Annotated in this window: 22 protein-coding genes and 1 pseudogene; 13 read left to right on the top strand and 10 right to left on the bottom strand. The window is 72.0% G+C overall.

From position 1 onward, the window contains the following. Positions 1-10 precede the first annotated feature (10 nt). Entirely contained in the window at positions 11-2,125 is a 2,115-nt protein-coding gene (locus ABRP24_RS04940) for an efflux RND transporter permease subunit (protein ID WP_349847366.1), read from the bottom strand. 77 nt (positions 2,126-2,202) lie between these two features. On the opposite strand from ABRP24_RS04940, the gene ABRP24_RS04935 reads away from it, so the two are divergent. Both ABRP24_RS04935 and ABRP24_RS04930 read left to right on the top strand, forming a co-directional pair. Beyond that, positions 2,203-2,610 (top strand): MarR family transcriptional regulator, encoded by a 408-nt coding sequence (locus ABRP24_RS04935; RefSeq protein ID WP_349847367.1) that lies wholly within the window; start codon positions 2,203-2,205, stop codon positions 2,608-2,610. Positions 2,611-2,686: 76 nt separating this feature from the next. Beyond that, a complete protein-coding gene (locus ABRP24_RS04930; RefSeq protein WP_349847369.1) occupies positions 2,687-3,730 on the top strand; it encodes an LCP family protein in 1,044 nt (347 codons plus the stop codon). A gap of 82 nt (positions 3,731-3,812) precedes the next feature. On the opposite strand, the gene ABRP24_RS04925 is transcribed toward ABRP24_RS04930, so the two are convergent. The 6 genes from ABRP24_RS04925 to ABRP24_RS04900 form a co-directional block, all read right to left on the bottom strand. After that, positions 3,813-4,508, bottom strand: coding sequence for a transglycosylase family protein (locus ABRP24_RS04925; RefSeq protein WP_138802365.1), 696 nt, complete (start codon positions 4,506-4,508; stop codon positions 3,813-3,815). 302 nt (positions 4,509-4,810) lie between these two features. Beyond that, complete coding sequence (gene rlmC, locus ABRP24_RS04920) at positions 4,811-5,962, bottom strand: 23S rRNA (uracil(747)-C(5))-methyltransferase RlmC (protein ID WP_349847371.1); 1,152 nt, start codon at positions 5,960-5,962, stop codon at positions 4,811-4,813. A 7-nt stretch (positions 5,963-5,969) separates the two neighbouring features. After that, positions 5,970-6,836 carry an SMP-30/gluconolactonase/LRE family protein gene (locus ABRP24_RS04915; protein ID WP_216852218.1) on the bottom strand — a complete coding sequence of 289 codons (867 nt, stop codon included), beginning with the start codon at positions 6,834-6,836 and terminating at the stop codon, positions 5,970-5,972. 40 nt (positions 6,837-6,876) lie between these two features. Continuing rightward, on the bottom strand, positions 6,877-7,497 hold the full coding sequence (locus tag ABRP24_RS04910; RefSeq protein ID WP_173032337.1) for a VTT domain-containing protein: 621 nt from the start codon (positions 7,495-7,497) through the stop codon (positions 6,877-6,879). A gap of 66 nt (positions 7,498-7,563) precedes the next feature. Further along, a complete protein-coding gene (locus tag ABRP24_RS04905) occupies positions 7,564-8,223 on the bottom strand; it encodes a FadR/GntR family transcriptional regulator (RefSeq protein WP_138802363.1) in 660 nt (219 codons plus the stop codon). Then, positions 8,220-8,942: an SDR family NAD(P)-dependent oxidoreductase gene (locus tag ABRP24_RS04900; RefSeq protein ID WP_349847374.1), complete on the bottom strand. Its 723-nt coding sequence runs from the start codon at positions 8,940-8,942 to the stop codon at positions 8,220-8,222. Before ABRP24_RS04900 ends, ABRP24_RS04905 begins: the two co-directional genes overlap by 4 nt. Positions 8,943-8,987: 45 nt before the next feature. On the opposite strand from ABRP24_RS04900, the gene ABRP24_RS04895 reads away from it, so the two are divergent. The 7 genes from ABRP24_RS04895 to mnhG all read left to right on the top strand — a co-directional run bounded on the left by ABRP24_RS04895 (position 8,988) and on the right by mnhG (position 16,115). Then, complete coding sequence (locus tag ABRP24_RS04895) at positions 8,988-9,740, top strand: SDR family NAD(P)-dependent oxidoreductase (protein WP_138802362.1); 753 nt, start codon at positions 8,988-8,990, stop codon at positions 9,738-9,740. A 101-nt stretch (positions 9,741-9,841) separates the two neighbouring features. Then, on the top strand, positions 9,842-12,754 hold the full coding sequence (locus ABRP24_RS04890; protein WP_349847376.1) for a Na+/H+ antiporter subunit A: 2,913 nt from the start codon (positions 9,842-9,844) through the stop codon (positions 12,752-12,754). Next, positions 12,751-13,161 (top strand): Na(+)/H(+) antiporter subunit C, encoded by a 411-nt coding sequence (locus tag ABRP24_RS04885; protein WP_017887553.1) that lies wholly within the window; start codon positions 12,751-12,753, stop codon positions 13,159-13,161. The genes ABRP24_RS04890 and ABRP24_RS04885 overlap by 4 nt, the downstream gene beginning before the upstream one ends. Continuing rightward, entirely contained in the window at positions 13,158-14,849 is a 1,692-nt protein-coding gene (locus tag ABRP24_RS04880) for a Na+/H+ antiporter subunit D (protein WP_027467192.1), read from the top strand. The genes ABRP24_RS04885 and ABRP24_RS04880 overlap by 4 nt, the downstream gene beginning before the upstream one ends. Further along, complete coding sequence (locus ABRP24_RS04875) at positions 14,846-15,427, top strand: Na+/H+ antiporter subunit E (protein ID WP_214526901.1); 582 nt, start codon at positions 14,846-14,848, stop codon at positions 15,425-15,427. The genes ABRP24_RS04880 and ABRP24_RS04875 overlap by 4 nt, the downstream gene beginning before the upstream one ends. Continuing rightward, complete coding sequence (locus tag ABRP24_RS04870) at positions 15,424-15,762, top strand: hypothetical protein (RefSeq protein ID WP_051597118.1); 339 nt, start codon at positions 15,424-15,426, stop codon at positions 15,760-15,762. The genes ABRP24_RS04875 and ABRP24_RS04870 overlap by 4 nt, the downstream gene beginning before the upstream one ends. Beyond that, positions 15,759-16,115, top strand: coding sequence for a monovalent cation/H(+) antiporter subunit G (mnhG, locus tag ABRP24_RS04865; RefSeq protein ID WP_071245814.1), 357 nt, complete (start codon positions 15,759-15,761; stop codon positions 16,113-16,115). Before ABRP24_RS04870 ends, mnhG begins: the two co-directional genes overlap by 4 nt. Positions 16,116-16,192: 77 nt before the next feature. Here the strand turns inward: mnhG and ABRP24_RS04860 are convergent, their stop codons facing one another. Continuing rightward, complete coding sequence (locus ABRP24_RS04860) at positions 16,193-17,473, bottom strand: MFS transporter (RefSeq protein WP_259411406.1); 1,281 nt, start codon at positions 17,471-17,473, stop codon at positions 16,193-16,195. A gap of 1,006 nt (positions 17,474-18,479) precedes the next feature. Then, positions 18,480-19,523: an L-glyceraldehyde 3-phosphate reductase gene (mgrA, locus tag ABRP24_RS04855; protein ID WP_111047715.1), complete on the bottom strand. Its 1,044-nt coding sequence runs from the start codon at positions 19,521-19,523 to the stop codon at positions 18,480-18,482. A 90-nt stretch (positions 19,524-19,613) separates the two neighbouring features. Here mgrA and ABRP24_RS04850 point away from each other — a divergent pair, with 90 nt between their 5' ends. Genes ABRP24_RS04850 through soxR form a run of 3 tightly spaced genes read left to right on the top strand, consistent with a single transcriptional unit; the run spans position 19,614 to position 21,671 of the window. Then, positions 19,614-20,069: an iron chaperone gene (locus ABRP24_RS04850; protein WP_196783353.1), complete on the top strand. Its 456-nt coding sequence runs from the start codon at positions 19,614-19,616 to the stop codon at positions 20,067-20,069. Positions 20,070-20,071: 2 nt separating this feature from the next. Beyond that, positions 20,072-21,115, top strand: coding sequence for a YdcF family protein (locus ABRP24_RS04845; protein WP_349847382.1), 1,044 nt, complete (start codon positions 20,072-20,074; stop codon positions 21,113-21,115). A gap of 10 nt (positions 21,116-21,125) precedes the next feature. After that, complete coding sequence (gene soxR / locus ABRP24_RS04840) at positions 21,126-21,671, top strand: redox-sensitive transcriptional activator SoxR (protein WP_349847384.1); 546 nt, start codon at positions 21,126-21,128, stop codon at positions 21,669-21,671. 193 nt (positions 21,672-21,864) lie between these two features. Here soxR and ABRP24_RS04835 read toward each other — a convergent pair. After that, positions 21,865-21,975, bottom strand: a pseudogene (locus ABRP24_RS04835) (MarR family transcriptional regulator); the annotation flags it as partial. 178 nt (positions 21,976-22,153) lie between these two features. Here ABRP24_RS04835 and ABRP24_RS04830 point away from each other — a divergent pair. Further along, the gene (locus ABRP24_RS04830) at positions 22,154-23,401 is read left to right on the top strand and encodes a multidrug effflux MFS transporter (protein ID WP_371836713.1); all 1,248 of its coding nucleotides are present in this window, start codon (positions 22,154-22,156) and stop codon (positions 23,399-23,401) included. Positions 23,402-23,488 lie beyond the last annotated feature (87 nt).

The following is a 23,488-nucleotide window of genomic DNA, read 5'->3' as shown; positions in this document are numbered from 1 at the left end:
GTCCAGCGTGTCACATGTCAGGGCGCGTGCGCGAGAGGCGCGACGGCCACCAGGCCCGGTGCCCGAGGTCGTAGGCCAGCGCCGGCACGAGCAGTGAGCGGACCACGATCGTGTCGAGCAGGACGCCGAACGCGACGACGAACGCGATCTGCACGAGGAACAGGATCGGGATCACGCCGAGGGCGGCGAACGTGGCGGCGAGCACGACACCCGCCGACGTGATCACCCCGCCGGTCACCCCGAGTCCGCGCAGGACGCCCTCGCGTGGCCCGTGCCGCAGCGCCTCCTCGCGCACCCGTGTCATGAGGAAGATGTTGTAGTCGACGCCGAGTGCCACCAGGAACACGAACGAGTACAGCGGCACGCTCGGGTCCGCGCCCGGGAAGTGGAACACGTGGTCGAAGACGAGCGCTCCGACACCGAGGGCCGCCGCGAAGGACACGATCACGCTGCCGATCAGGACGAGCGGCGCGACGATGCTGCGGAGCAGGAGCATCAGGATCAGCAGGATGACGACGAGCACCACGGGGATGATCAACGTGCGGTCGCGGATCCCGGTGTCGTTCGTGTCGACCGCCGTCGCAGTGACGCCGCCGACTATCGCTCCAGGGTCGACGCGTTCGACGGCGGTGCGGAGGTCGCGGACGGTCTGCTCGGCGGCGTCCGAGTCGGCGGCGTCGGACAGCGTCGCCTCGAGCAGGACGTCACCGCGGGAGACGGTCGGCGTGCCGCTGCCGGCGGCGTCCCCGGTCACCGGGACGGTACCGGCGGGGCTGTCCTTCGCTGCGGCGACCACACCGTCGACCCCGTCCACCGCGGTGATCGCGTCGACGAGCTGGCCGAGGTCGCGCTCCGCGCCGATGACCTGCGCGGGACTGCCGGAACCGCCCGGGAAGTGGTCGGCCAGCACGTCCTGACCGTCACGGGCCTCGGACGACCCGATGATCAGGTCGCTCTGCGGCACCCCGTCCGCCTTGAGTCCGAACAGGCCGGCACCCATCGCGAGCAGGCCGACCGTGCAGACGATCCACACCACCCGGGACCGACGGGCGACGAGCCGACCGACGCGCGCCCAGATGCCGCGGGCGCCCGGACCGGTGAGCTCGGGGTGGGCGCTGCCGAACGCGGGACGCAGCGGCCAGAACGCCGCGCGGCGGAACGCGAGCAGCAGCGCGGGCAGGAGTGTCAGGGCGGCGAGCAGGCTGAACGCGATGCCGATGGCCGCGACCGGCCCGAGCGCCTTGTTCGAGTTGAGGTCGGAGAGCAGCAGGCAGAGCACCCCGACGATCACCGTGCCGCCCGAGGCCAGGATCGGCTCGAGGCTCCCCCGCAGGGCGGCCTTCGTCGCGTCCCAACCGGTGCGGTGGTCGCGCAGCGCCTCGCGGAAGCGCGAGGTGTACAGGAGCGCGTAGTCCGTCGCCGCGCCGATCACGAGGATCGACAGGATGCCCTGCACCTGCCCGTTGACCGTCACGATGTCGGCCTTGGCGAGCCACCAGACCACGAGGATCGAGGCGCACAGGGCGAAGGTGGCGGTGCCGAGCACGAGGACGGGCAGCAGGGGTGATCGGTAGACGATGATCAGGATCACGAACACCGCGGCGAGCGCCACCCCGAGCAGCAGTCCGTCGATGCCGGCGAAGGCCTCGGTCAGGTCCGCGGTGAACCCGGCGGGACCGGTGACGGAGCCGCTCACACCGGACGGGAGCGTGTCGTCGACGTCGGCGCGGATGGCCTCGACCGCGTCCCCGGTCTCGGCGTCCTGCGTGAGCGTGGCGACGATCTCGACCGCGTCGCCGTCCTCGCTCGGGATCACCGGGCTGACGGCCTCGACGTCGGTGCGGTCGGACAGCGTCGTCGCGAGTGCCTTCGCGTCGACGAGGTCGGTCGACGTCAGGCCGCCGTCGCGTTCGAGGACGATGATCGCGGGCGCCCCCGACTCGTCGCGGAACTCGGAGGACCGCTCCTGCACCTTCGTGGCGTCGGCCGAGGCCGGCAGGAACGAGGTCTGGTCGTTGGTGGAGACCTCGGAGATCTTGCCGAAGAAGGGACCGCCGACGGAGGCGATGCCGAGCCAGACCACGATGACGAGCGCGGGGAGGACGATGCGGAGGAAGCGGGACACGTCGGTGAGCGTACACCGATCGTCAGCATGCTGATTACTTGACGGTCGAGCGCACCCGCCGACCATAGAATCACGACATGCAGGACACGACCGAGCAGTGGCCCCTCGGGCGCCTGCTGTCCGCGGCCGCACGGTCCGTCGAACGGGACTGGGACGAACGCCTCCGCGCCATCGGGCTCTCGCACGCCGCGGTCGTCGCGATCGACATCCTCATCCGGACCGGACCGACCGGCGCCGACACCATCGCCCGCACGGCCCGGGTCCAGCCACAGACGATGTCCCGCACCCTCGAGCGGATGGAGCGGGACGGCCTCGTCGAACGCACCCCGCACCCCGCCGACCGTCGGCGCCGCGTGGTCAGTGTGACGCCCGCCGGCCGGTCAGCGTGGGAGACCGCGCGGCACATCGAGCGCGAGGTCCTGCCGGAGGACCCGGCCCTCCGGACGGCACTGGGCGAACTGCTCGCCAAGCCGCAGTCCGGGTGAAACACTGTTCATGAAATACCACATGCGATAAGATCCTGTGGTCGGTGCGTGCCGACCTGACCACAGGAGCCCCCGCATGTCCGAACGCCGAGCCGCCCGGGCGGCCGCAGCACACACTCTCCGCGCACCCCGTCGCAGCACCCGGCGACGGCGACCGTTCCTGGTCGCCCTGGTCGCGACGCTCGGCTCGCTCGTCGGTGTCGCCCTGGTCCTCGCCGTCGTGGCGAGCGTGTTCGTCGGCGGGCTCGCGCGGAGTTTCGACGCCGGTCGCGACACCATCGCCGACCCGTTCCCGAGCGGTGCGCGGCCGAGCACGTCCAGCGGTGAGAACATCCTGCTCATCGGATCCGACGCTCGCGCGCAGGGCGGCCCCGAGGGCGCGCGGCCCGAGCTCGGCGGGCGCTCCGACACCCTGATGCTGGCGCACGTCCCCGCCGATCGACAGCACGTGTACCTCATGTCGATCATGCGCGACTCGTGGGTCGAGGTCCCCGGACACGGGCGCGCGAAGATCAACGCGGCCTACTCCTGGGGTGGTGTCGCCCTCACCACGGAGACCGTCGAACAGCTCCTGGACATCCGGATCGACCACGTGGCGGAGATCGACTTCGCCGGGTTCGAGGACATGACCGATGCCCTCGGCGGCGTCACGGTCGACTCCCCCCGGGCGTTCTCGGCACGCGGCCACGACTTCACGGCCGGGGCGAACCGGCTCGACGGGGCCGCAGCACTGGCCTTCGTCCGGGAGCGCTACTCCTTCGTCGACGCCGACCACACCCGCGTCCGCAACCAGCAGGCGTTCATGCGCGGCGTCGTGAACGGGCTGCTGTCCCGTGGCACCGTCACCAACCCCGGGCGCATCCAGGACTTCGTGGCGGCGACGAGTGCGCACCTGTCGGTCGACGCCGGGTTCTCGTTCGCACGGATGGCGGAACTCGGGTGGTCGCTCCGAGCGGTCCGAGCGGACGACCTCGTGACCTTCACCGTGCCGACCGCGGGCTCCGGGACGGCACCGGACGGGCAGTCGATCGTGAACCTGAACGAGCTCGCCGTCGGGTCCCTGTCCCAGGCGCTCCGGTCCGACGACGTCGCTGGCTGGCTCGCCGACAACCCGCAGTAGTCCGGCACCGCGAGGCCGCACGCACGACGACGCCCCACGACTCGAGGTCGTGGGGCGTCGTCGTGTTCGGTCTGCGGAGAGATCAGGCGGGGAGCTGGAGCTCCTGGCCGGCGTAGATCAGGTTCGCGTCGTCGATGGTCGACGTGTTCGCGGCCCAGAGCTGCTTCCAGCCACCGTCGATCCCGAGCTTCGTCGCGATCGTGTCGAGCGTGTCACCCGAGGCGATCGTGTACGTCTTGCCGCTCGTCTTGACCGGGGCCGGCTTGCTCGGCGTGGTCGCTGCCGGGGCGGGCGTCGCCTCGGTCGTGCTCGGCTGCGGGGCGGCCTGCTCGGCAGGAGCCGGTGCCGGTGCGGCGGGCTGCGGGGCAGCCTGCTGTGCGGGGGCCGGAGCCGGTGCGGGGGCCGGAGCGGCCGCGGCGGGGGCCGCACCGCTGGTGCCGCTCAGCCCGAGCTGGGCGGAGCAGGCGGGCCATGCGCCCCAGCCCTGCGAGGCGAGGACACGCTCGGCGACGGCGATCTGGGCCTCGCGGCTGGCGGAGGCGGGGTTGCCCGCGCCACCGTTGGCCTGCCAGGTACCGAGGTTGAACTGCAGGCCACCGTAGTAGCCGTTGCCGGTGTTGATGGCCCAGTTGCCACCGGACTCGCACTGCGCGAGCTGGTCCCAGGTCGAACCGGACGCTGCGTTCGCGGGGGCTGCCGCGAGGCCGACACCGGTCGCGGCGATGCCGGCGAACGCCAGGCCACCGACGATGGTGCGGGTACGGGAAAGCTTCTTCATGTGATTGCTCCACCGGGGTCACGAGCCGCATCTGCTGCGGAATCCACTGCCCACCCCGACCGATCGCGGTCAGTTGTGGGGGTGCGCCACCGGGGGCAGTGGTCATCGGGCCGGCGGCACCTCGGTCGGCAACCATAGGAAACTCTTGACCGTTATCAAACCGAGACAAACGGTTCTACCCGTGCATGCTATGTACCCCTACCCCGAACCTGAACGGTCAGATCCCCATGGCCATGGTCATCGAGCCGTACCCGGGTACGTGTCCTTGGCAATTCCCTGGCAATGCCGATCCGCGCTCGGGATCAGCCCCGTACGAGCAGGGTCACGGCCTCGAGGTGCCCGGTCTGCGGGAACATGTCGAGCACCCGGGCCCGACGCAGCCGGAACGACGGCATGCGTGCCAGGTCCTTCGCCAGGGTCACCGGGTTGCAGCTCGAGTACACGACGTGCTGCACGTCCGACTCCTCGAGCCAGGTCGACAGCCGTTCGCCGATCCCGCGACGCGGCGGGTTCACGACGACGAGCTCGGGCACCGCGTCCGGACGGGCCCGGAGTGCGTGCTCGGTCGCGTCGTCGGCGGCGAACCGGAGGCCCTCGAGGCCGGCCTCACGAGCGGACTGCTCGGCGGAGCGGATCGCTTCGGCACTCGTCTCGATGCCGGTCACCACGCGGCCGGGGCGGGCTGCGTGCAGCGCGAACCCGCCGACGCCGCAGTACAGGTCCCACATCGACGCCGGGTCGAGCTCGTCGATCCAGGCGGTCGCCTGCGCGTACAGCTCGGTCGCGACACCGGTGTTCGTCTGGAAGAAGCTCTGCGGCCGCAGGTGCATCGTGATCCCGCCGAGCCGCATCGGCAGCGTCTCCTGGTCGGTCAGCACGATCTCGCGGTCGCCTTCGGTGACGGCCTTGTGCTCGGGCAGCAGGTTGACGGTCACCACGACCGCGTTCGGCAGCGCGGCGCGCAGGGCGTCGAGGTGCTGCCGGAGCCGTGGCAGCTGCCCCTCGGAGCGCAGCACGAAGCGGATCATCAGCTCACCGTCGGGCGACTCGGTGACCAGCACGTACTTCAGCTCGCCCCGGCGCGCGGCGACGTCGTACGGGATCAGCCCCGCGGTCGAGACGAACTCGGCCAGCACGGGCAACGCGTGCCGGATGCCGGGCGTGCAGATCCCGCAGTGCCGCAGGTCCACCCCGCGCTGCCGGTGGTCGAGGATCCCGACGGTGGGGTGCTGGACGGATCCGCCCACGACCATCTTCGCCTTGTTCCGGTACCCGGACTCCGGGCTGGTGATCGCGGGCGACCAGGAGACTGCTCCGGGGCCCCCGGCAGCCTCGACCGCGTCGTGCAGGAGTTCGCGCGTGCGGAGTTCCTTGTCGAGGACCTGGTCGGCGTAGGGCTGGCCCATGAGCGTGCACGACCGGCACACCCCGCGGTCGAAGTAGTCGCACTGCATGGCCGAGTCAGGATACGGCAGCGTCCCGCGTCGTCGTGGCGATCCGGTACACCGACGTGGTCGCGGTCAGGAACAGCGTCGTGCCGTCGTCGCCGCCGAAGCACAGGTTCGACGTGACCTCCGGCACGGCGACCGCTCCGATCCGGGCTCCCTCGGGGTCGAACACGACGACGCCGTGGTGGGAGGACGACCAGACGTTGCCGTGCACGTCGACCCGGATGCCGTCCGGCGCACCCTCTCCGGGCTCGAGCCGCGCGAACACCCGGCCGTTCTTCAGCAGGTCGCCACGGCGGTCGTAGGCGCGGATGACCGGCTCGTCGCCCGACGAGCTCGCGATGTACAGCACCCGCTCGTCCGGGTCGAAGGCCAGGCCGTTCGGCTCGTCCAGGTCGGTCGCCACGGGCCGCAGGTCCTCGCCCTCCGGTCCGCACCGGAACACCCAGTGGTCGCCGTACTCGCGCACACCCGGGTGCCCCTCACGCGGCTGGGTGATGCCGTAGGCCGGGTCGGTGAACCAGACGCCGCCGTCCCGCGCGACCACGACGTCGTTCGGGGAGTTGAACCGGCCCCCGTCCCACGCGTCCACGATCGGCGTGACGACGCCGTCGCGGTCACGCTCGACCCGACGCAGGCCGTGCGAGCACTGCACGACGCTGCCGTCCCGATCGAGCGTGCGGCCGTTGGTGAACTCGACACCGTCCGCGTACACCGAGGTCTCCCCCGAGTCCGCGTGCCACTGCAGGATCCGGTCGCCGGGGATGTCGGACCACCGCAGCGTGCGGGTCGACGGGATCCAGCAGGGCCCCTCGGCCCAGGTGCTGCCGGTGGCGATGCGCTCGAGCGCGTCGCGGTCCGGCACGAGGTCGTCGAACAGCACGGGTTCTCCTTCGAACGGGGTGCCCACCCTACTTTCGTCAGGCCGCGGCCGCCGCCTGGGTGCGTCGTCGCACGGCCTTCTCGATCGCGGAGATCGCCAGGCCGAGCAGGATCGACGCCACGACCGCGAGGGTCGTGACGAGGAAGGGCTGCTCGCGGCTCCAGCGCCCGGTGGCCGAGGCGATGCCGACGCAGTACGCCGCCCACACGACGTCGGCGAGCACGCAGCTGAGCAGGAACCGCCGGAGGTCCAGCCCGCTGTCCGCGCCGACCAGGTTCGTCGTCAACCGGCCCATCGGGATGAAACGTCCGAGCACCGCGATGCGTCCGGGAGCAGCACGGTAGCGGCCGTCGATGGCGTCCCGGGCCGCGCGGACCTTCGGCCGCGAGAACCACGACCTCGAGCCGAGGTCGACCGAACGCGCCAGGTGGTACAGCCCGAGGTCGCCGAGGACCATGCCGATCGACGCCGCGACGACGAGGAACAGGACCGGCAGGAGACCGCCGTCACCGCCCACCAGGAGCGTGCCGATCGCGACGACGAGTGCCTGGCTGGGCAGGAAGACCGCGACGCTGCCCACGGCGAGCACGAGGCCGACCACGAAGAACGCCCACGGGGTGCCGACGAGCTGGACGACCAGGTCCTGTGCTGCGTCCACGACTCACCCTCCACGGGCACCGGAATGGCACACCGGGGTCCATCCTCGCAGGTCCGGGGGCTCCACTCACGTGCGGTCGACGATCGCCCGCATCGTCGAGGCCGCCTCGTCCGGGCGACCGTCGAGGACGGCATCGGCGAGTGCGAGGTGGAGGCCGACGTCGTGCCGGTCCGGGCGGACGCTCCCGCGTTCGCGCAGCACCTGGCCGACGACCTGGTGCAGTCGTCGGTACAGCGCGTTGCCGGACAGGTCGAGCACGAGCGCGTGGAACCGCACGTCCGCGGCCACGAAGTCGGGGCGGTCGTCGCGGGTCGCGGCGGCGGCGAGTTCGTCCGCGGTGGTGCGGAGGGCCTCCCGTCGGTCAGCGAACTCGTCGAGCGCCACCCGCCGGGCTGCTGCGGCAGCGGCGGCGGGCTCGACCGCCGCACGCAGCTCACGGAGCTCGACCGCCACGCGGTCGGCGTCCGGGCCCCGCAGACGCCACCGCACCACGCGCGGGTCGAGGACGTCCCACTCCCGCACGCCGAGCACGGTCACGCCGACCCGCTGCCGCGCGGTGAGCAGGCCGAGGGCGACGAGGACCCGGACGGCCTCGCGGACGATGCTGCGACTGGCACCGGTCCAGGCCACCAGGTCGTCGATGCTCCGGCGGCTGCCCACGGCGACGGCACCGGAGACGACGGCGGCACCGATCTGGTCGAGGACCCGTTCGAAGGTGCTCGTCACCGCTGCGAGACCGGCGACACCACGAGCTCGTCGATGCGCACGTGTGCCGGCACCCCGAGCACGAAGGCGACCGTCCGCCCGACGTCCTCCGGCTGGAGCATGCGCTGCCGGGCGGCCGCGTCGGGGACCTCCGGCCGCTGGTCGAGGAAGTCCGTCGCCACGTCTCCCGGGCACAGGTGCGTGGCACGCACGCCGTGCTCGGCCTCCTGCTGGTTCAGCGTGCGGACGACCGACGCGAGCGCGGACTTGCTCGCCGAGTACGCGACACCCGCCCCTGGCTGGAAGGACCACCCGGCGTACGACGACACCACCACGACCACGCCGCCGGCCGTGCGGAGTGCCGGCAGCGCGGCGTCCACCAGCGCGACGACGGCGGTGAGGTTCGTGTCCACGATCGCGCGGAAGTCGGTGAGCGACTGGTCGTCCCACCGGCGTCGCGGGGCGTTGAGCCCGGCCGCCAGCACGAGCCCGTCGAGCCGGCCGTGCCGCTCGAGCACGGCGTCCCGCGCGGCGGTGACGGCGTCGGGATCGTTCGCGTCGAGGGGCAGGACGTCCGCGGTTCCCCCGGCGCCGCGGACGGTGCGCGCGACCTGCTCGAGCCGGTCGGCACGACGTCCGCTGAGCACCACGGTCCAGCCGTCCCGCGCCGCCGCCTCGGCGCTCGCGGCTCCCATGCCGCTGCCCCCACCCGTGACCCAGAGCACACGCTGATCCGTCATGCTCGAATAGTATGCCTATTGAAGCCACCGACGACGGGAGCAACGATGCACCTCGACCTGACCGACCGCGTGGTCGTCGTGACCGGCGCAGCGCGCGGGATCGGCCGCACCCTCGCCGACCGCTTCGTCAGCGAAGGGTGCCGCGTCGTCGCGCTCGACCTGGCCTTCGAGCAGGACTTCCCGCTCGACCACGTCGTGTGCAACGTCGCCGACCCGCAGTCGGTGCACGACGCCGTGGACGAGGTCGTCGGGCGGCACGGCACGATCGACGTGCTGGTCAACAACGCCGGCATCAACGTCACGGGCACGGTCGCCGAACTGGAGTGGGACGCCTGGCGACGCTGCATGGACGTCAACCTCGGCGGCACGTTCCTGATGAGCCAGGCCGTCGCTCCGGTGATGCAGGCGGCCGGGCGCGGTCGGATCATCAACGCCGCCTCGTTCGCCGCGATCGTGCCCAGTGTCGGGAGCGCGGCCTACGCGGCCTCGAAGGCCGCCGTCGTCTCGTTCACCCGGGTGCTCGCATCGGAGCTCGGGCCGTGGGGCATCACCGTCAACGCCTACGCGCCAGGCATGGTCCCGACGGCGATGAACGGCTTCGCGACCATGCCGGCCGAGGCCCAGGACCGCCTGCTCGACACGCTGTCGCTCCGCCGGTGGGAGACGCCGGACGACGTCGCCGACCTGCTCGTCTTCGTGGCGAGCGATGCCTCCGGGTACATCACCGGCACCCTGCTCGACGTCTCCGGCGGCAAGCTCGCGACGCAGATCCCGGCACGCGCGCACGGCCGGACCTGAGCAGACTGCTGTCCGACCGCACAGGTTCTCCACATGGCCTCCTCCGTAGGCTGTGAGGGCCCAGTGAGCCGGACTGCAGCCCGACCCCGAGGAGGTGCCCGATGGTCCTCGTCCTCGTCGCGTTCGCGATCGTCGCCCTGATCGTCCCCGCCCTGACCCCCGTCCTCGGCCGCCGCGTGTTCTACGTCGCGGCCCTCGCCCCCGCCGCGGCGGCGGTGCTGACGATCGCCCAGACCGACGCCGCCCTGCACGGCAGCGTCGTCGAATGGCACCGGTGGGTCCCCCAGCTCGACCTCGACGTCACGCTGCGGATGGACGCCCTGTCGTGGGTGCTCGCGCTCGTGGTGTCGATCGTCGGGGCCCTCGTGCTCGTCTACTGCGCCTCGTACTTCGGGCGCGACGAACCGGGGATCGGCCGGTTCGCGGGCGTGCTGACCGCGTTCGCCGGGTCGATGTTCGGGCTCGTCCTCGCCGACGACGTCATCGTGCTCTTCGTCCTGTGGGAGGCCACCACGGTCTTCTCCTACCTGCTCATCGGACACGACGCCGACAAGCGTGCGAGCCGTGCGGCCGCGATGCAGGCCCTCGTCGTCACCACCGCCGGCGGTCTGGCGATGCTCGCCGGTCTGGTCATGCTGTCGGTCGCGGCGGGCACGACCTCGCTCTCCGGCATCATCGCCGCCCCGCCGACCGGGCCGATCGTCACCGTCTCGGTGGTCCTCGTCCTGCTCGGCGCGCTGACGAAGTCGGCGATCGTGCCGTTCCACTTCTGGCTCCCCGCCGCGATGGCCGCACCCACCCCGGTCAGCGCGTACCTGCACGCCGCAGCGATGGTGAAGGCCGGCATCTACCTCGTGGCCCGGCTCGCCCCGGCGTTCGCACTGCTCGACGGCTGGCGCGAGACGATCACCGTCCTCGGTGTCCTCGGGATGCTCATCGGTGGCTACCGGGCGCTGCGGCAGACCGACCTCAAGCTCCTGCTCGCCTACGGCACCGTCGCGCAGCTCGGGTTCCTGGTGCTCGCCGCCGGGTGGGGCGCGCCCGCCGTGGCGCTCGGCGGGGTCGCCCTGCTCGTGGCGCACGCCGCGTTCAAGTCCACGCTCTTCCTGGTGGTCGGTGCGATCGACCACACCACCGGCACCCGCGACCTCGGGCGCCTGAGCGGCCTCGGCCGGAAGGCACCGTGGCTGGCCGTCGTGGCCGCACTCGCGCTCGTGTCGATGGCCGGCATCCCGCCGACGATCGGCTTCGTCGCGAAGGAAGCCGTGCTGACCGGCTTCACCGAGTCGCTGCACGGTCCCGACGCCGGCTGGGCCTGGTTCGCCTTCGTCGGAGTGACACTCGGCTCGGTGCTCACCGTGGCCTACTCGCTCCGCTTCTTCTGGGGAGCGTTCGCCCGCAAGCCCGACGTCGCCCAGACGGAACCGCACGCCCTGCACGGCCTGGGTGTGGTGCCGTCGATCCTGGCACTGACCGGTGTGGCCCACGGCCTGCTGACCCCGGTCGTCGCGCACGGCATCGAGCCCGCGGCGACGGTGGCCTCGCTCCCCGGCGAGGAAGTCCCCCACCTCGCACTCTGGCACGGCCTCGAACCGGCGCTCGGCATCTCGGCCGTCACCCTGGTCGGCGGTCTCGCGCTGTTCGCCCTCCGACGTCCGGTCGAGGCACTCCAGCACCAGCTCGCCGGGTTCCCGAGCGCCGCGGGCACGTACCGGCACGGCATGCGACTGCTCGACCGCGGAGCGACCGGACTCACCGCGAGCCTGCAGCGCGGCTCGCTCCCCTACTACCTGACGGTGATCCTGTCGGTGTTCGTCGCCGGGGCGCTCGCCAACCTCGTGCTCGGCGGGCCGTGGGAGTTCCACGTCCGGTTCGCCGACTCGTGGGGCCAGATCCCGGTGATGATCGTGATGTCGATCGCCGGCATCGCGGTGCTCACGGCGAAGACCCGGTTCGCCGCCGCGGTGCTGGTCGGCGTCACGGGCTACGGCCTCTCGGTGCTGTTCGTCCTGCACGGCGCCGTCGACCTCGCCCTGACGCAGCTCGTGGTCGAGACGGTCACCCTGATCGCGTTCGTCCTGGTCCTCCGACGGCTGCCCCCGCGCATCGCCACGACCAACCCGTCGCGGTTCCGGGTCGTGCGGGCACTCTTCGCCGGTCTGGCGGGGCTGACACTGGCGATCGTCGTCGTGGTGGCCGCCTCCGCCCGCACGGCCCGCCCCCTCTGGCCCGACCTGCCCGCGCTGACGAGCTCGTTCGGGCACGGTCTGAACGTCGTGAACGTCGCCCTCGTCGACCTGCGCGGCTGGGACACCCTCGGTGAGCTCACCGTCGTGGTCGCCGCGGCCACCGGCGTCGCGAGCCTGATCTTCGTGAACTCGCGCGAGGACACGTTGCCCCGGCTGCGCGACCTGCCGGAGACCCTGACCGCGAACGGCGAGCGCACCGACGGTGAGCCCCGCGCCTGGCTGCCGACGAGCGCCGCGATCCCGACCGGCCGCTCGGCCCTGCTCGACGTGGTCGTCCGACTGCTGTTCCACGGCCTGATCGTGCTGTCGCTCTACCTGCTGTTCGCCGGCCACAACTCGGCCGGCGGCGGGTTCGCCGGCGGTCTGGTCGCCGGCATCGCCCTCGCGGCCCGCTACCTGGCCGGCGGCCCGGCCGAACTCGGCGCCGCGGCCCCGGTGCGCGCCGGTCGCCTGCTCGGTCTGGGGGTCGCGACGGCCGCCGTCACGGCGATCGTGCCGCTGTTCTTCGGTCGCGAAGCCCTGTACTCCGAGTTCTTCGAGGCCACCGTCCCGATCCTCGGACACGTCGAGTTCGTCACCGCCACGTTCTTCGACATCGGCGTGTACCTGGTCGTCGTCGGCCTGGTGCTCGACGTCCTCCGCAGCCTCGGCGCCGAGGTCGACCGACAGCGCCTCGAGGACGCCTCGACCCCGACCCGCGACACCACCGAGGGGTCCGTCAGCGACACCCTCGATGCCCCCACCCCGGAAGGGAGCGCCACATGACCGTCACCCTCGTCCTCGTGATCGCCATGGCGGTGCTGTTCTCGTGCGGCGTCTACCTGCTACTCGAACGCTCCCTGACCCGGATGCTCCTCGGCTTCCTGCTGCTCGGCAACTCGCTCAACCTGCTGCTGCTGGTGATGTCCGGCGCCGCGGGCGACCCGCCGATCGGCAAGAGCGCCGAGGGCATCACCGATCCGCTCCCCCAGGCGTTCGCCCTGACCGCGATCGTGATCACCTTCGCCGTGAGCGCGTTCCTGCTGGCCCTGATCCACCGGTCGTGGCAGCTGTCCCGCGCCGACGAGGTCGAGGTCGACGAGGCCGACGCCGCGATCGGCCGTGACCGTGACGAGCCGGCCGACGAGGACCCGGAGACCACCACCGACGCAGAACAGGAGGCGACCCGATGACCTGGCTCGTCCCGCTCCTCGTCCTCGTCCCGCTGCTCGGTGCCGCGGTCGCGCTCGGACTCCTCCGCCACCAGAAGCTCCAGCGTGCGATCACCGTCGTGGTGCTCGTCGTGGCCCTGGCCGTGGCCGCCACGCTCATGGTCCTGGTCGACCGGCACGGCACGATCGTGGTGCAGGTCGGCGGCTGGGACGCCCCGTACGGCATCTCGCTCGTCGTCGACCGGCTGAGCGCCCTGCTGCTCACCGTCAGTGCGAGCGTCCTGCTGCTCGTCCTGCTGTTCTCGATCGGCCAGGGTCTGGCCGCCGACGACGAGGACGCCCCGGTCACGATCTTCTACCCGACGTACCTGGTGCTCGCCGCCGGCGTGCTCGACTCGTTCATCGCGGGCGACCTGTTCAACCTGTACGTCGCGTTCGAGATGCTGCTGGTGGCGAGCTACGTGCTCATCACGCTGGGCGGCAGCGAACAGCGCGTCCGGGCCGGCACGACGTACATCGTCACGAGCCTGATCGCGTCGGCGATCTTCCTCGCCGCCATCGGTCTGGTCTACGGCGCCACCGGCACGGTGAACATCGCCCAGATCAGCGAGCGCGTCGCCGACCTGCCGGAGCACGTCCAGCTGCTCCTGCACACGATGCTGCTGATCGGGTTCGGCATCAAGGCGGCCGTGTTCCCGCTGGCGTTCTGGCTGCCGGACTCGTACCCGACGGCCCCGGCGCCGGTCACCGCGGTCTTCGCGGGCCTGCTGACCAAGGTCGGCATCTACGCGATCATCCGGCTCGAGACGGTGATCTTCCCGCGACCACAACTCAACGAGGTGCTGCTCGTCGTCGCCGCACTGACGATGGTGGTCGGGGTGCTCGGCGCGGTGTCGCAGACCGACGTGAAACGGCTGCTGTCCTTCACGCTGATCAGCCACATCGGCTTCATGGTGATGGGCGTCGGACTCGGCACCGTCGCGGGGACGGCGGCCGCGGTGTTCTACACGGTGCACCACATCGTCGTGCAGACCACGCTGTTCCTGGTGTCAGGCCTGATGGAACGTGTCGGCGGGACGACCTCGACCCGGTCGCTCGGCGGACTGCTGAAGGCCGCACCGCTGCTGGCCGCCCTGTACCTGATCCCCGCGTTCAACCTGGGCGGGATCCCGCCGTTCTCCGGCTTCATCGGCAAGCTCGGCCTGTTCCGCGCCGCCGCCGAGGACGGTTCCCCGATGGCGTACGTCACCATCGGCGCCGGTGTGGTCACCTCGCTGCTCACCCTCTACGCGCTCATGCGGGTCTGGGACGCCGCCTTCTGGCGGCCGAAGCCGGCGGCCGAGGCCGCCGCCCCGCACGCGACGAGCGCAGAACCGCACGCCCACCTGCGGTCGCCGGAACCGGCTCCCCTCACCGTCTCCGAGGAGACGGGCGAGGCCTACCACCCGGGAGGCTCGGTGACGGTCACCGACGCACCGCACGCAGCCACCGCCTCCAGTCCGACCACCGGCGCGACCGAGGCGGTCGGCGAGGCTCCCGAGAAGGTGCGCCTGCCGCGCATGCTCGTCGGGGTCACGACGATCGCGGTGCTCGGGTCCGTCGCGCTGACCGTCGTCGCCGGCCCGCTCTACGGCTACGCGACCCGCGCAGCGGAGTCGCTGGAGTCGCCCGACCGCTACGTGCAGGCCGTGCTCGGAGGTGAGCGATGACCGACGTCCGCCGCATCTCCAACGCCAGGCGGATCGCGCTGGCGTGGCGCTACGACGTGCCCCTCGTCGCGGGACTCACCGTGCTCTGGGCGCTGCTCTGGGGGTCGTGGACCCCGCTGACGCTGCTGTGCGGCATCGTCGTGGCGCTCCTCGTCACCCAGGCGCTGCCGCTCCCGCCGGTCCCGCTGTCCGCACGGTTCTCGATCGTGCACGTGCTGCGGTTCCTGGTGGTCTGGTCCGGGCTCGTCGTCGTGGCGTCCTTCCGGGTCGCGTGGGTCGCGTTCCGTCCCCGCGGTGTGCGGCGCAGCTCGATCACGCTCGTGCAGCTGCACTCCACGTCAGAGATGACCTTCACGCTGGCCACGCTCGCGATCTCGCTCGTGCCCGGCTCGTACGTCGCCGACGTGGACCTGCGGCGCCGTCGCCTGCTGCTCCACGTGCTCGACACCGAGCGCCCGGAGCAGGTCGAGGACGAACGCCGCGTCGCACTCCGGATCGAGGCCATGGTCATCCGTGCACTGGGATCCAAGCAGGACGTCTCCGAGCTGTCCGAGCCGCTGCCGGCGGTGACCCGGTGAGCCCCGCCGTCGTCGTGATGGGCATCGCCGTCGCGCTCGTGCTCGCGCTCCTCGGGGCGACGTTCGCCCTCGCGGTGTTCCGGATCGTGCGCGGCCCGACCATCCTCGACCGCATGATCGGCTCGGACATGGTGCTGACCACCGTGCTCGTGGTGATCGCCGCCGCGATGGTCATCCGCCAGGACCTGACCGGCATCCCCGTGCTCGTGGTGATCTCGGCGACGAGCGTGTTCGCCACGGTCGCCGTGGCCCGGGCCGTCACACCCTCGGCGGACCCGTCCGACGAGGGACTGACCGTCACCACCCCCGAGCGCGCCGAGGAGGACCAGTCGTGATCGAGATCATCGAGTCGTTCGTCGACGACGCCGGCATCCGCGCCTGGATCGCCATCGGGCTGCTGCTCGTCGGGTCGCTGCTGTCGCTCGGCGCCGGGGTCGGCATCGTCCGGTTCCCGGACCCGCTCGTCCGTCTGCACGCGATGGCGAAGCCGCAGGTGCTCGGGCTCGCACTCGCGCTGGCCGCCATCGTCGTCGCGGTGTGGACGTGGACGGCGTTCTGGGTCGTCCTGCCGATCATGGTGTTCCAGCTGTTCCTGGTGCCCGTGTCGACGCACATGATCGCCCGCGCCGGCCTGCGCGCCGACGACTACCGGCACGAGGACCTGCTCGTCGACGACACGGAGTCCTGACGCACCGATCTGCCGGATCGGAGGCCCGTGGCGGCGTCGCCACGGGCCTCCGATCCGTCAGGCGCTCACGTTCGCGGTCAGGCGGTCGCGACCCGACGCGGGAGCAGCAGGTTGAGGACCGCGGCGACCACCACGATCGCGGCGGAGGCCGCCGGCAGCAGCATCGCTGCGGCGGTGCCGTGGTGCTCGGCGACGTCACCGGTGATGGCGGAGGCGATCGACTGGCCGACGATGACGGCGGACCCGAGGATCGTCATGGTGGTGGCGGAGCGACCGACGGGTGACCGGTCCGAGCCGAGGCTGTACTGGGCGACCAGGGTGGGTCCGATCCCGATGCCCATGACCGCGAGGACGACGCCCGCGGCGACGACGGAGTCGGCGCTGGCGAACGCGACCGCACCGGCGAGGAGCACCACGCCGAAGACGAGCCAGCGCCAGCCGAGGCCGAAGGCCCGTGGGAACGCCGCCGAGCCGAGTGCCAGCCCGGCGGACCCGATGCCCATCAGGCCGTAGAGCAGGCCGGCCTGCGAGGCCTCGCCGTGGGTCTCCATGAACGCCGTCAGCGAGGTGAGCGTCGAGCCGAAGAACAGCCCGATGCCGAGGATGCCGACGACCACGACGACGAGCCGCGGACGCAGGAGCTGCCGCGCGGGTGCCTGCGTCGACTCCGCGTGCTGGCCGACCACGAGCTTGCCGGTCGGGTGCAGCGCGAACGCCGTCACGAACACGAACGTCAGGACCGAGGCGCCGGCGACGGCCACCCACGGGGCGATCGCGCTGGCGAGGATGCCGACCAGGAACGGGCCGATGATGAACACGGTCTCGTCGGCGGCGGACTCGTAGGCCATGGTGCCGCTGAGGGTCTTCTCGCGCCGCGCCGGGGCCATGCGCTGCCGGATGATCGCGACGAGCCGCGTGCGGGACATCGGGGCGACCTGCGGTGCCGAGGCGCCGATGCAGAACGCGACCGCGAGGACGGCGAGGTCGGGCGCGGTGCCGCTGACGACGAACGGGAAGAGCCCGAGCAGCGCCGCGTTCACCAGGCCGACGGGAACGAGCACCGCGCGCTGGCCGAAGCGGTCCGCCGCGGCCCCGACCATCGGGCCGAAGATCGCGGAGCCGATGCCGACGGCGGCGGAGTTGATGCCACCGAGGGCGACGGAGTCACGGGCGGCGACGACGAGGGTCAGGACGCCGACCACCATCATCGCGAACGGGAGCCGGGCGATGAACGCCACGGGGAAGTACCAGCGTCCGGCGAGGGAGACGAGCGAGCGGTCCGGAGCGGGCGGGGCGTCGCCGGTGGCGGGGGTGTCGCCGGTGGCGGGGGTGTCGCCGGTGGAGCGGGTCTGGAGCATTGGGGTGTGCCTTCTCGGCCCGCCCGGTTCGGTGGCGGCGGACCCATCGGGTGCCGCCGTTGTCCGCCGGGGAGCCGGCGGCCGGTAGATACACACTGCGTGTTGTCGAACGCTGTCGATGGTACCAATCGGCCACCGCGCACCGGAGGAGTTCGCTCCGGGCGCCGTCCCGCCGGTCAGCCGTGGTGCGGTCGCAGACCGTCGCCTGCGGCGCCGCCAGCCGACAGTTCGTGACCGGTCGGCACGCGATGCGCGACGTGTCGCGACCACTCGGCGCGGGCCGACCACGCGACACGACGCGACCGGACGACGGACGGGAGGCGCGTGGCGGCGTACCCCGCGCCTCCCGGCCGCCGCACCGCGCGCCCACGGCCCCGCACCGGTCACGACACCCCGCCCGCCGTCCGCGGTGCGGTCGCAGACCGTCGCCTGCGGCGCCGCCAGCCGACAGTTCGTGACCGGTCGGCACGCGACCCGCGACGTGTCCTGACCGGCCGGCGGGGGCCGACCACGCGACACGACGCGACCGGACGACGGACGGGAGGCGCGTGGCGGCGTACCCCGCGCCTCCAGGCCGCCGCACCGCGCGCCCACGGCCCCGCACCGGTCACGACACCCCGCCCGCCGTCCCGTGGTGCGGTCGCAGACCGTCGCCTGCGGCGCCGCCAGCCGACAGTTCGTGACCGGTCGGCACGCGACCCGCGACGTGTCCTGACCGGCCGGCGGGGGCCGACCACGCGACACGACGCGACCGGACGACGGACGGGAGGCGCGTGGCGGGGTGCCCCGGGCCTCCCGGCCGCCGCACCGCGCGCCCAGGACCCCGCACCGGTCACGACACCCCGCCCGCGCCCCGCGGTGCGGTCGCAGACCGTCGCCTGCGGCGCCGCCAGCCGACAGTTCGTGACCGGACGGCACGCGACCCGCGACGTGTCGTGACCACTCGCGGGCCGGTCGAGCGACGAGATGCGCCCGGCCGAGGGACTGCTGCGGCGTGGCGCTCGGGTCAGGAGACCTCGCCCGCGCGGGCTCCCGCCCACAGGTCGACATCCGTGATGCCGACGGAGTGCTCGTCGATGACGCGGAGCTCCTCGTCGGTGAACGAGGTGTTCGACAGCGCGGCGACGTTGTCCTCGAGCTGTGACACCCGCGAGGCGCCGATCACGAGCGAGGTCACCCGCTCGTCCCGGAGCGCCCAGGCGAGGGCGAGCTGCGCGAGGGACTGTCCGCGCGCGGCCGCGACGTCGTTCAGGGCACGGAGGTGCTCGACGACCTCGGGCGTGATGCTCGACGCGTCGAGGGACTTGCCCGCTGCCGCGCGGGAGTCCTCGGGCACACCGTTCAGGTACTTGCCGGTCAGCAGCCCCTGCGCCAGCGCGGTGAAGCCGATGACGCCGAAGCCGAGCTCGCCGGCGGCGTCGAGCAGCCCCTCGGTCTCGATCCAGCGGTTGAGCATCGAGTACGAGGGCTGGTGGATGAGGAGCGGCGTGCCGAGGTCGCGGAGGATCTCGGCCGCCTGCCGGCTGCGCTCGGCGTCGTACGACGAGATCCCGACGTACAGCGCCTTGCCCTGCTGGACCGCGGTGTGCAGGGCGCCCATCGTCTCCTCGAGCGGGGTGGAGGCGTCGAGACGGTGCGAGTAGAAGACGTCGACGTAGTCCAGGCCCGTGCGCTGCAGCGACTGGTCGAGCGAGGCGAGCACGTACTTGCGCGAGCCACCGCCCTGCCCGTACGGCCCCGGCCACATGTCCCAGCCGGCCTTCGTCGAGACGACCATCTCGTCGCGGTAGGGCCGGAAGTCCTCGCGCATCAGACGGCCGAAGTTCACCTCGGCGGCACCGTACGGCGGGCCGTAGTTGTTCGCGAGGTCGTGGTGGGTGATCCCGAGGTCGAACGCCCGGCGGCTGATGGCACGCTGGTTCTCGAAGGGCATGTCGTCCCCGAAGTTGTGCCAGTACCCCAGGGAGAGCAGCGGCAGGTCGAGGCCCGAGCGGCCGGTCCGGCGGTACGTCATCGAGTCGTAGCGGTCGTCACTGGCGATGTAGGTCATGGGACGAGCCTGGCACTCGATCGGGCCAGGGCCTCGCATGCTTCGCTTCGCGGACCCATGATGGGTGCACCAGACCACGAGGAGACGACGATGGCACGGACGACGAAGACCGAGACCACCTTCACCGACGAGGAGCGCGCGGCGATGCAGGAGCACGCCGCAGAGGTCAAGCGCGCCCGCGGCACGAAGGGCACCAAGGCCGAGAAGGCAGCGGCCGACGCCGCTGCGGTCGAGGCGAAGATCGCCGAGATGCCCCAGCCGGACCGGGGGCTGGCGGAGCGCATCCACCGCATCGCGCTCGAGGTCGCGCCCGAGCTCGCGCCGAAGCTCTGGTACGGCATGCCCGCCTACGCTCGGGACGGCAAGGCGGTGTTCTTCTTCCAGGACGCCGCGAAGTTCAAGGCCCGCTACGCGACGCTCGGGTTCCAGGACTCGGCCGCGCTCGACGACGGCACGTTCTGGCCGACGTCGTGGGCGATCAGCCCCGAGTTCTCCGAGGCCGACGAGGCACGGGTGGCCGACCTGATCCGTCGCGCGGTCGGTTGACGGTGCTCGGGCTGGGCGCCGCTCCCGTCTTCGCCCTGCTGTTCCTGGTGCTGTACGTCCTGGGGCGGCGACGGGACCCACGGATGCTCCGCAACGGGGTGTTCCTGACGGTGGCCGTGCTGTTCGGGCTCGCGACGGTCGTGGCCGTGCTCACCAGGGTGGTCCCCGGGTTCAGCCTGCTCGTCGCGGTGGTGCTGCTGCTCGTGCCGCTGGCCGTCGTGGTGCTCGGGGTCGCCCTGGTCGCGAACGGTCTGCAGATGCTCCGGGCCGAGGGGCGCAGCGTCGGCAACCTGCTGTCGCTCGCCGCCGGGGTGGCGGTGTTCGTGCTGCCGGCGGTCGCCATCGCCCTGCTCGTCTCGGGCAGCGGCGAGGGCTTCACACTGTGGGACGGCACGAAGATCGCGATCGCCGTGCTGATGGTGTTCGTCTGCGGGTACTTCGCGCTGTCGCTGGTCGCGTTCGCCCTGTACTCCGTGGTCTACGGGCGGACGCGGCACGGCATCGTCCCCGACACGATCGTGGTCCTCGGCTCCGGGCTCGTGCACGGCGAGGTCCCGCCCCTGCTGCAGAGTCGACTCGACCGGGCGCTCGGCGTCTACCGGGCCGAACGGGCAGCCGGACGCCGACCGCTCCTCGTGCCGTCCGGCGGACAGGGCGACGACGAACCCCGCCCCGAGGGCACCGCGATGGCCGAGTACCTGGTGGCGCACGGTGCCGACGCGGACGACGTCGTCGCGGAGACCGCGTCGCGGAACACCCGCGAGAACCTCCGGTTCTCGCGGGACGTGCAGACGGCCGCCGGTCGGGACGGCCAGATGGTCGTGGTCACGAACAACTACCACGTGCTGCGGGCGGCGACCCTGGCCCGTCGCCTCGATCTGCCCGCCCAGGTCGTCGGCGCGCGCACGGCGGCGTACTACGTGCCGAGTGCGTTCCTGCGGGAGTTCGCCGCGGTGATCGTCGAGCACCGCTGGCTCAACGTGGTCGCCTGCACGCCGTTCGTGCTGTTCACCGGGTTCCTGCTCTGGGAGTCCTTCCAGCAGTAGGATCTCCACCATGGTCGAGATCCAGGCACCGCGGCCGACCGACCTGCTGCCCATCGGCGAGATCGTCCGCCGCACGGGCGTCGCCGCGTCGGCCCTGCACTTCTACGAGCGCAAGGGCCTGATCCACCCGGAGCGCACCGACGGCGGGACGCGGATGTACCCGCGGCACGTCGAACGGCGGATCGCGATCATCCAGGTGGCCAAACGCCTCGGCATCCCGCTCAGCGAGGTCGCCGAGCAGTTCGAAGCGCTGCCCGCGGACCGCATGCCCTCGCTGCGCGACTGGAACCGGTTGAACGAACGGTGGCGCGCGCGGCTGCGGGCCCGCCAGCTCGAGCTCGAGCGCCTGCAGCAGGAGATGACGCAGTGCATCGGCTGCGGGTGCGTCTCGCTCGGAGCGTGTTCGGTCGTGAACCCGGGCGACACCCTGGGCGACGAGGGGCACGGCGCGCGTCGCCTGCTGCCGATCCAGGACGAGGCGGCGGACGATGCCGCCGCCGCCGCCGACAACGACGCAGCCGCCGCTGCCGCCGCCGCCGAGGACGCTGTCGCCTAGCCCGCGCGGAGCCCGTCGTCGATCCGCTGCAGCAGCTCCAGCGCTCGACCGCACCCCGTTCGTCGCCGCCGAGGGCCGTCCGGAGCTTGCCGGACCAGTGCCGGTAGAGCCGGTCGACGCTCTCCTGGGCCAGGGCGGTCGAGTGCAGCTGCACGGTCCGGGCATCCGCCGGGTCCTGGCGCCGCTCGACCATGCCCTTCGCCACGAGGGACCGGAGTGCGACGCTGAGGTTGCTGCGCTGCAGGGCGGTCGCCTCGGCGGTGGCACTGGGGGAGGTGCCGGGGTTGCGGTTGATCCAGCGCATCACGAGCGCTTCGGTTCCGGTCAGCGGCACGATGTCGAGGGTCTCGGAGCCGTGTGGATCGATGTCACGCGCGATCCGGAGCAGGACGTCCGCGAACTCGGCGAGGACGTGGTCGGACACGGCGGAGTGCATGACCGTACTGTACCGATCTCCGGCAATGAGTTATGCTTTCATAACAATGACCACGGACACCGGAACCATCCGCGCGACGATCGCGACACCCACGACCAAGCAGCAGGGCATCACGACCGCGCTGCTCCTGGTGCTCGGCCTGCTCAGTGCCGTCGCCCCCTTCGCCACCGACCTGTACCTGCCGGCGTTCCCGCAGATGACCACCGAGCTCGGGGCGAGCGCCACCGCCGTCCAGCTCACCCTCACCGCGTTCCTGGTGGGCGTGACCGCGGGCCAGCTCGTGTTCGGTCCGCTGTCCGACCGGTTCGGCCGCGTGCCGCCGCTCATCGCCGGTGCCGCGGTGTGCGTGCTCGCCAGCATCGCCGCGGTGCTCGCGCCGAACATCGGCGTGCTGATCGCGGCCCGCCTGCTGCAGGGCCTCGGCGGTGCGGCCGGCATGGTGATCAGCCGTGCGGTCATCTCCGACCTGGCGACCGGCAAGTCCGCCGCCCGCGCGTTCTCGCTCATGATGATCGTCGGCGGGGTCGCCCCGGTCGTCGCACCGCTGCTCGGCGGCCTGCTCACCGGCCCGATCGGCTGGCGCGGCCTGCTCTCGATCGTGCTCGGCCTGTCGGTCGTCATGCTCATCGCGGTCCTCGCCGTGATCCGCGAGACCCACCTGAAGGAACACCGCGACGCCCTGCGTGCGGAACGCCGTGGCTCCGGCTCGGCCCTGCGTGCCCTGCGCTCCCGCACGTTCCTCGGTTACACCGCGGTGTTCGGCTTCGCGTTCGCCGTGATGATGGCCTACATCTCCGCGTCGCCGTTCCTGTACCAGGACATGATCGGCTTCGGCACGGTCGGCTACGGCCTGGCCTTCGGGTTGAACGCCCTGGCGCTCATGGGCGTCAGCATCCTGTCCGCCAAGCTCACCGCGACCCGTTCGGTGACGGGCGTGCTGTCGCTCGGCATCGTGCTGGTGCTCGCGTTGACCGTTGCATTCGCGCTGCTCGTCATCTCCGGGGCGCCGGTCATCTGGCTCGCCGTGCCGCTGTTCACCGCGGTCGGTTCGCTCGGTCTGGTGCTCGGCAACGCCACGGCACTCGCCCTCGGTGCCGTGCCGTCGGCCGCCGGCAGCGCCTCGGCCGTGCTCGGTGCCCTGCAGTTCGGGCTCGCGGCGCTCGTGTCCCCGCTCGTCTTCAGCATCGGCGGCTCGGACACCGCGGCGCCGCTGGCGATCGTGATGCTCGCCGCCGCCGTGGTGGCCGTCGTGGCACTGCTCGCGGCGCGCGGCCGGACCAGCACGCTCCGCTGACCCGGGACGCCACCGCCCGCTGACGCGGAACGACACTGTCGACGTCGTACGACATCGACAGTGTCGTTCCGCGTCGGCCAGACCACC

Origin of the sequence: Curtobacterium sp. WHRI 8282, assembly GCF_040223925.2 — a bacterium.
Lineage (GTDB): Bacteria > Actinomycetota > Actinomycetes > Actinomycetales > Microbacteriaceae > Curtobacterium > Curtobacterium flaccumfaciens.
This window is presented reverse-complemented; position numbering and strand designations above follow the sequence as displayed.

Bases quoted from the DNA above. Each gene is read 5' to 3' on its own strand.
- ABRP24_RS04935 (WP_349847367.1), top strand. From the start codon at position 2,203: ATGCAGGACACGACCGAGCAGTGGCCCCTCGGGCGCCTGCTGTCCGCG.
- ABRP24_RS04930 (WP_349847369.1), top strand. From the start codon at position 2,687: ATGTCCGAACGCCGAGCCGCCCGGGCGGCCGCAGCACACACTCTCCGC.
- ABRP24_RS04925 (WP_138802365.1), bottom strand. From the start codon at position 4,508: ATGAAGAAGCTTTCCCGTACCCGCACCATCGTCGGTGGCCTGGCGTTC.
- rlmC (WP_349847371.1), bottom strand. From the start codon at position 5,962: ATGCAGTGCGACTACTTCGACCGCGGGGTGTGCCGGTCGTGCACGCTC.
- ABRP24_RS04900 (WP_349847374.1), bottom strand. From the start codon at position 8,942: ATGACGGATCAGCGTGTGCTCTGGGTCACGGGTGGGGGCAGCGGCATG.
- ABRP24_RS04895 (WP_138802362.1), top strand. From the start codon at position 8,988: ATGCACCTCGACCTGACCGACCGCGTGGTCGTCGTGACCGGCGCAGCG.
- ABRP24_RS04890 (WP_349847376.1), top strand. From the start codon at position 9,842: ATGGTCCTCGTCCTCGTCGCGTTCGCGATCGTCGCCCTGATCGTCCCC.
- ABRP24_RS04885 (WP_017887553.1), top strand. From the start codon at position 12,751: ATGACCGTCACCCTCGTCCTCGTGATCGCCATGGCGGTGCTGTTCTCG.
- ABRP24_RS04880 (WP_027467192.1), top strand. From the start codon at position 13,158: ATGACCTGGCTCGTCCCGCTCCTCGTCCTCGTCCCGCTGCTCGGTGCC.
- ABRP24_RS04875 (WP_214526901.1), top strand. From the start codon at position 14,846: ATGACCGACGTCCGCCGCATCTCCAACGCCAGGCGGATCGCGCTGGCG.
- ABRP24_RS04860 (WP_259411406.1), bottom strand. From the start codon at position 17,473: ATGCTCCAGACCCGCTCCACCGGCGACACCCCCGCCACCGGCGACACC.
- mgrA (WP_111047715.1), bottom strand. From the start codon at position 19,523: ATGACCTACATCGCCAGTGACGACCGCTACGACTCGATGACGTACCGC.
- ABRP24_RS04850 (WP_196783353.1), top strand. From the start codon at position 19,614: ATGGCACGGACGACGAAGACCGAGACCACCTTCACCGACGAGGAGCGC.
- soxR (WP_349847384.1), top strand. From the start codon at position 21,126: ATGGTCGAGATCCAGGCACCGCGGCCGACCGACCTGCTGCCCATCGGC.
- ABRP24_RS04830 (WP_371836713.1), top strand. From the start codon at position 22,154: ATGACCACGGACACCGGAACCATCCGCGCGACGATCGCGACACCCACG.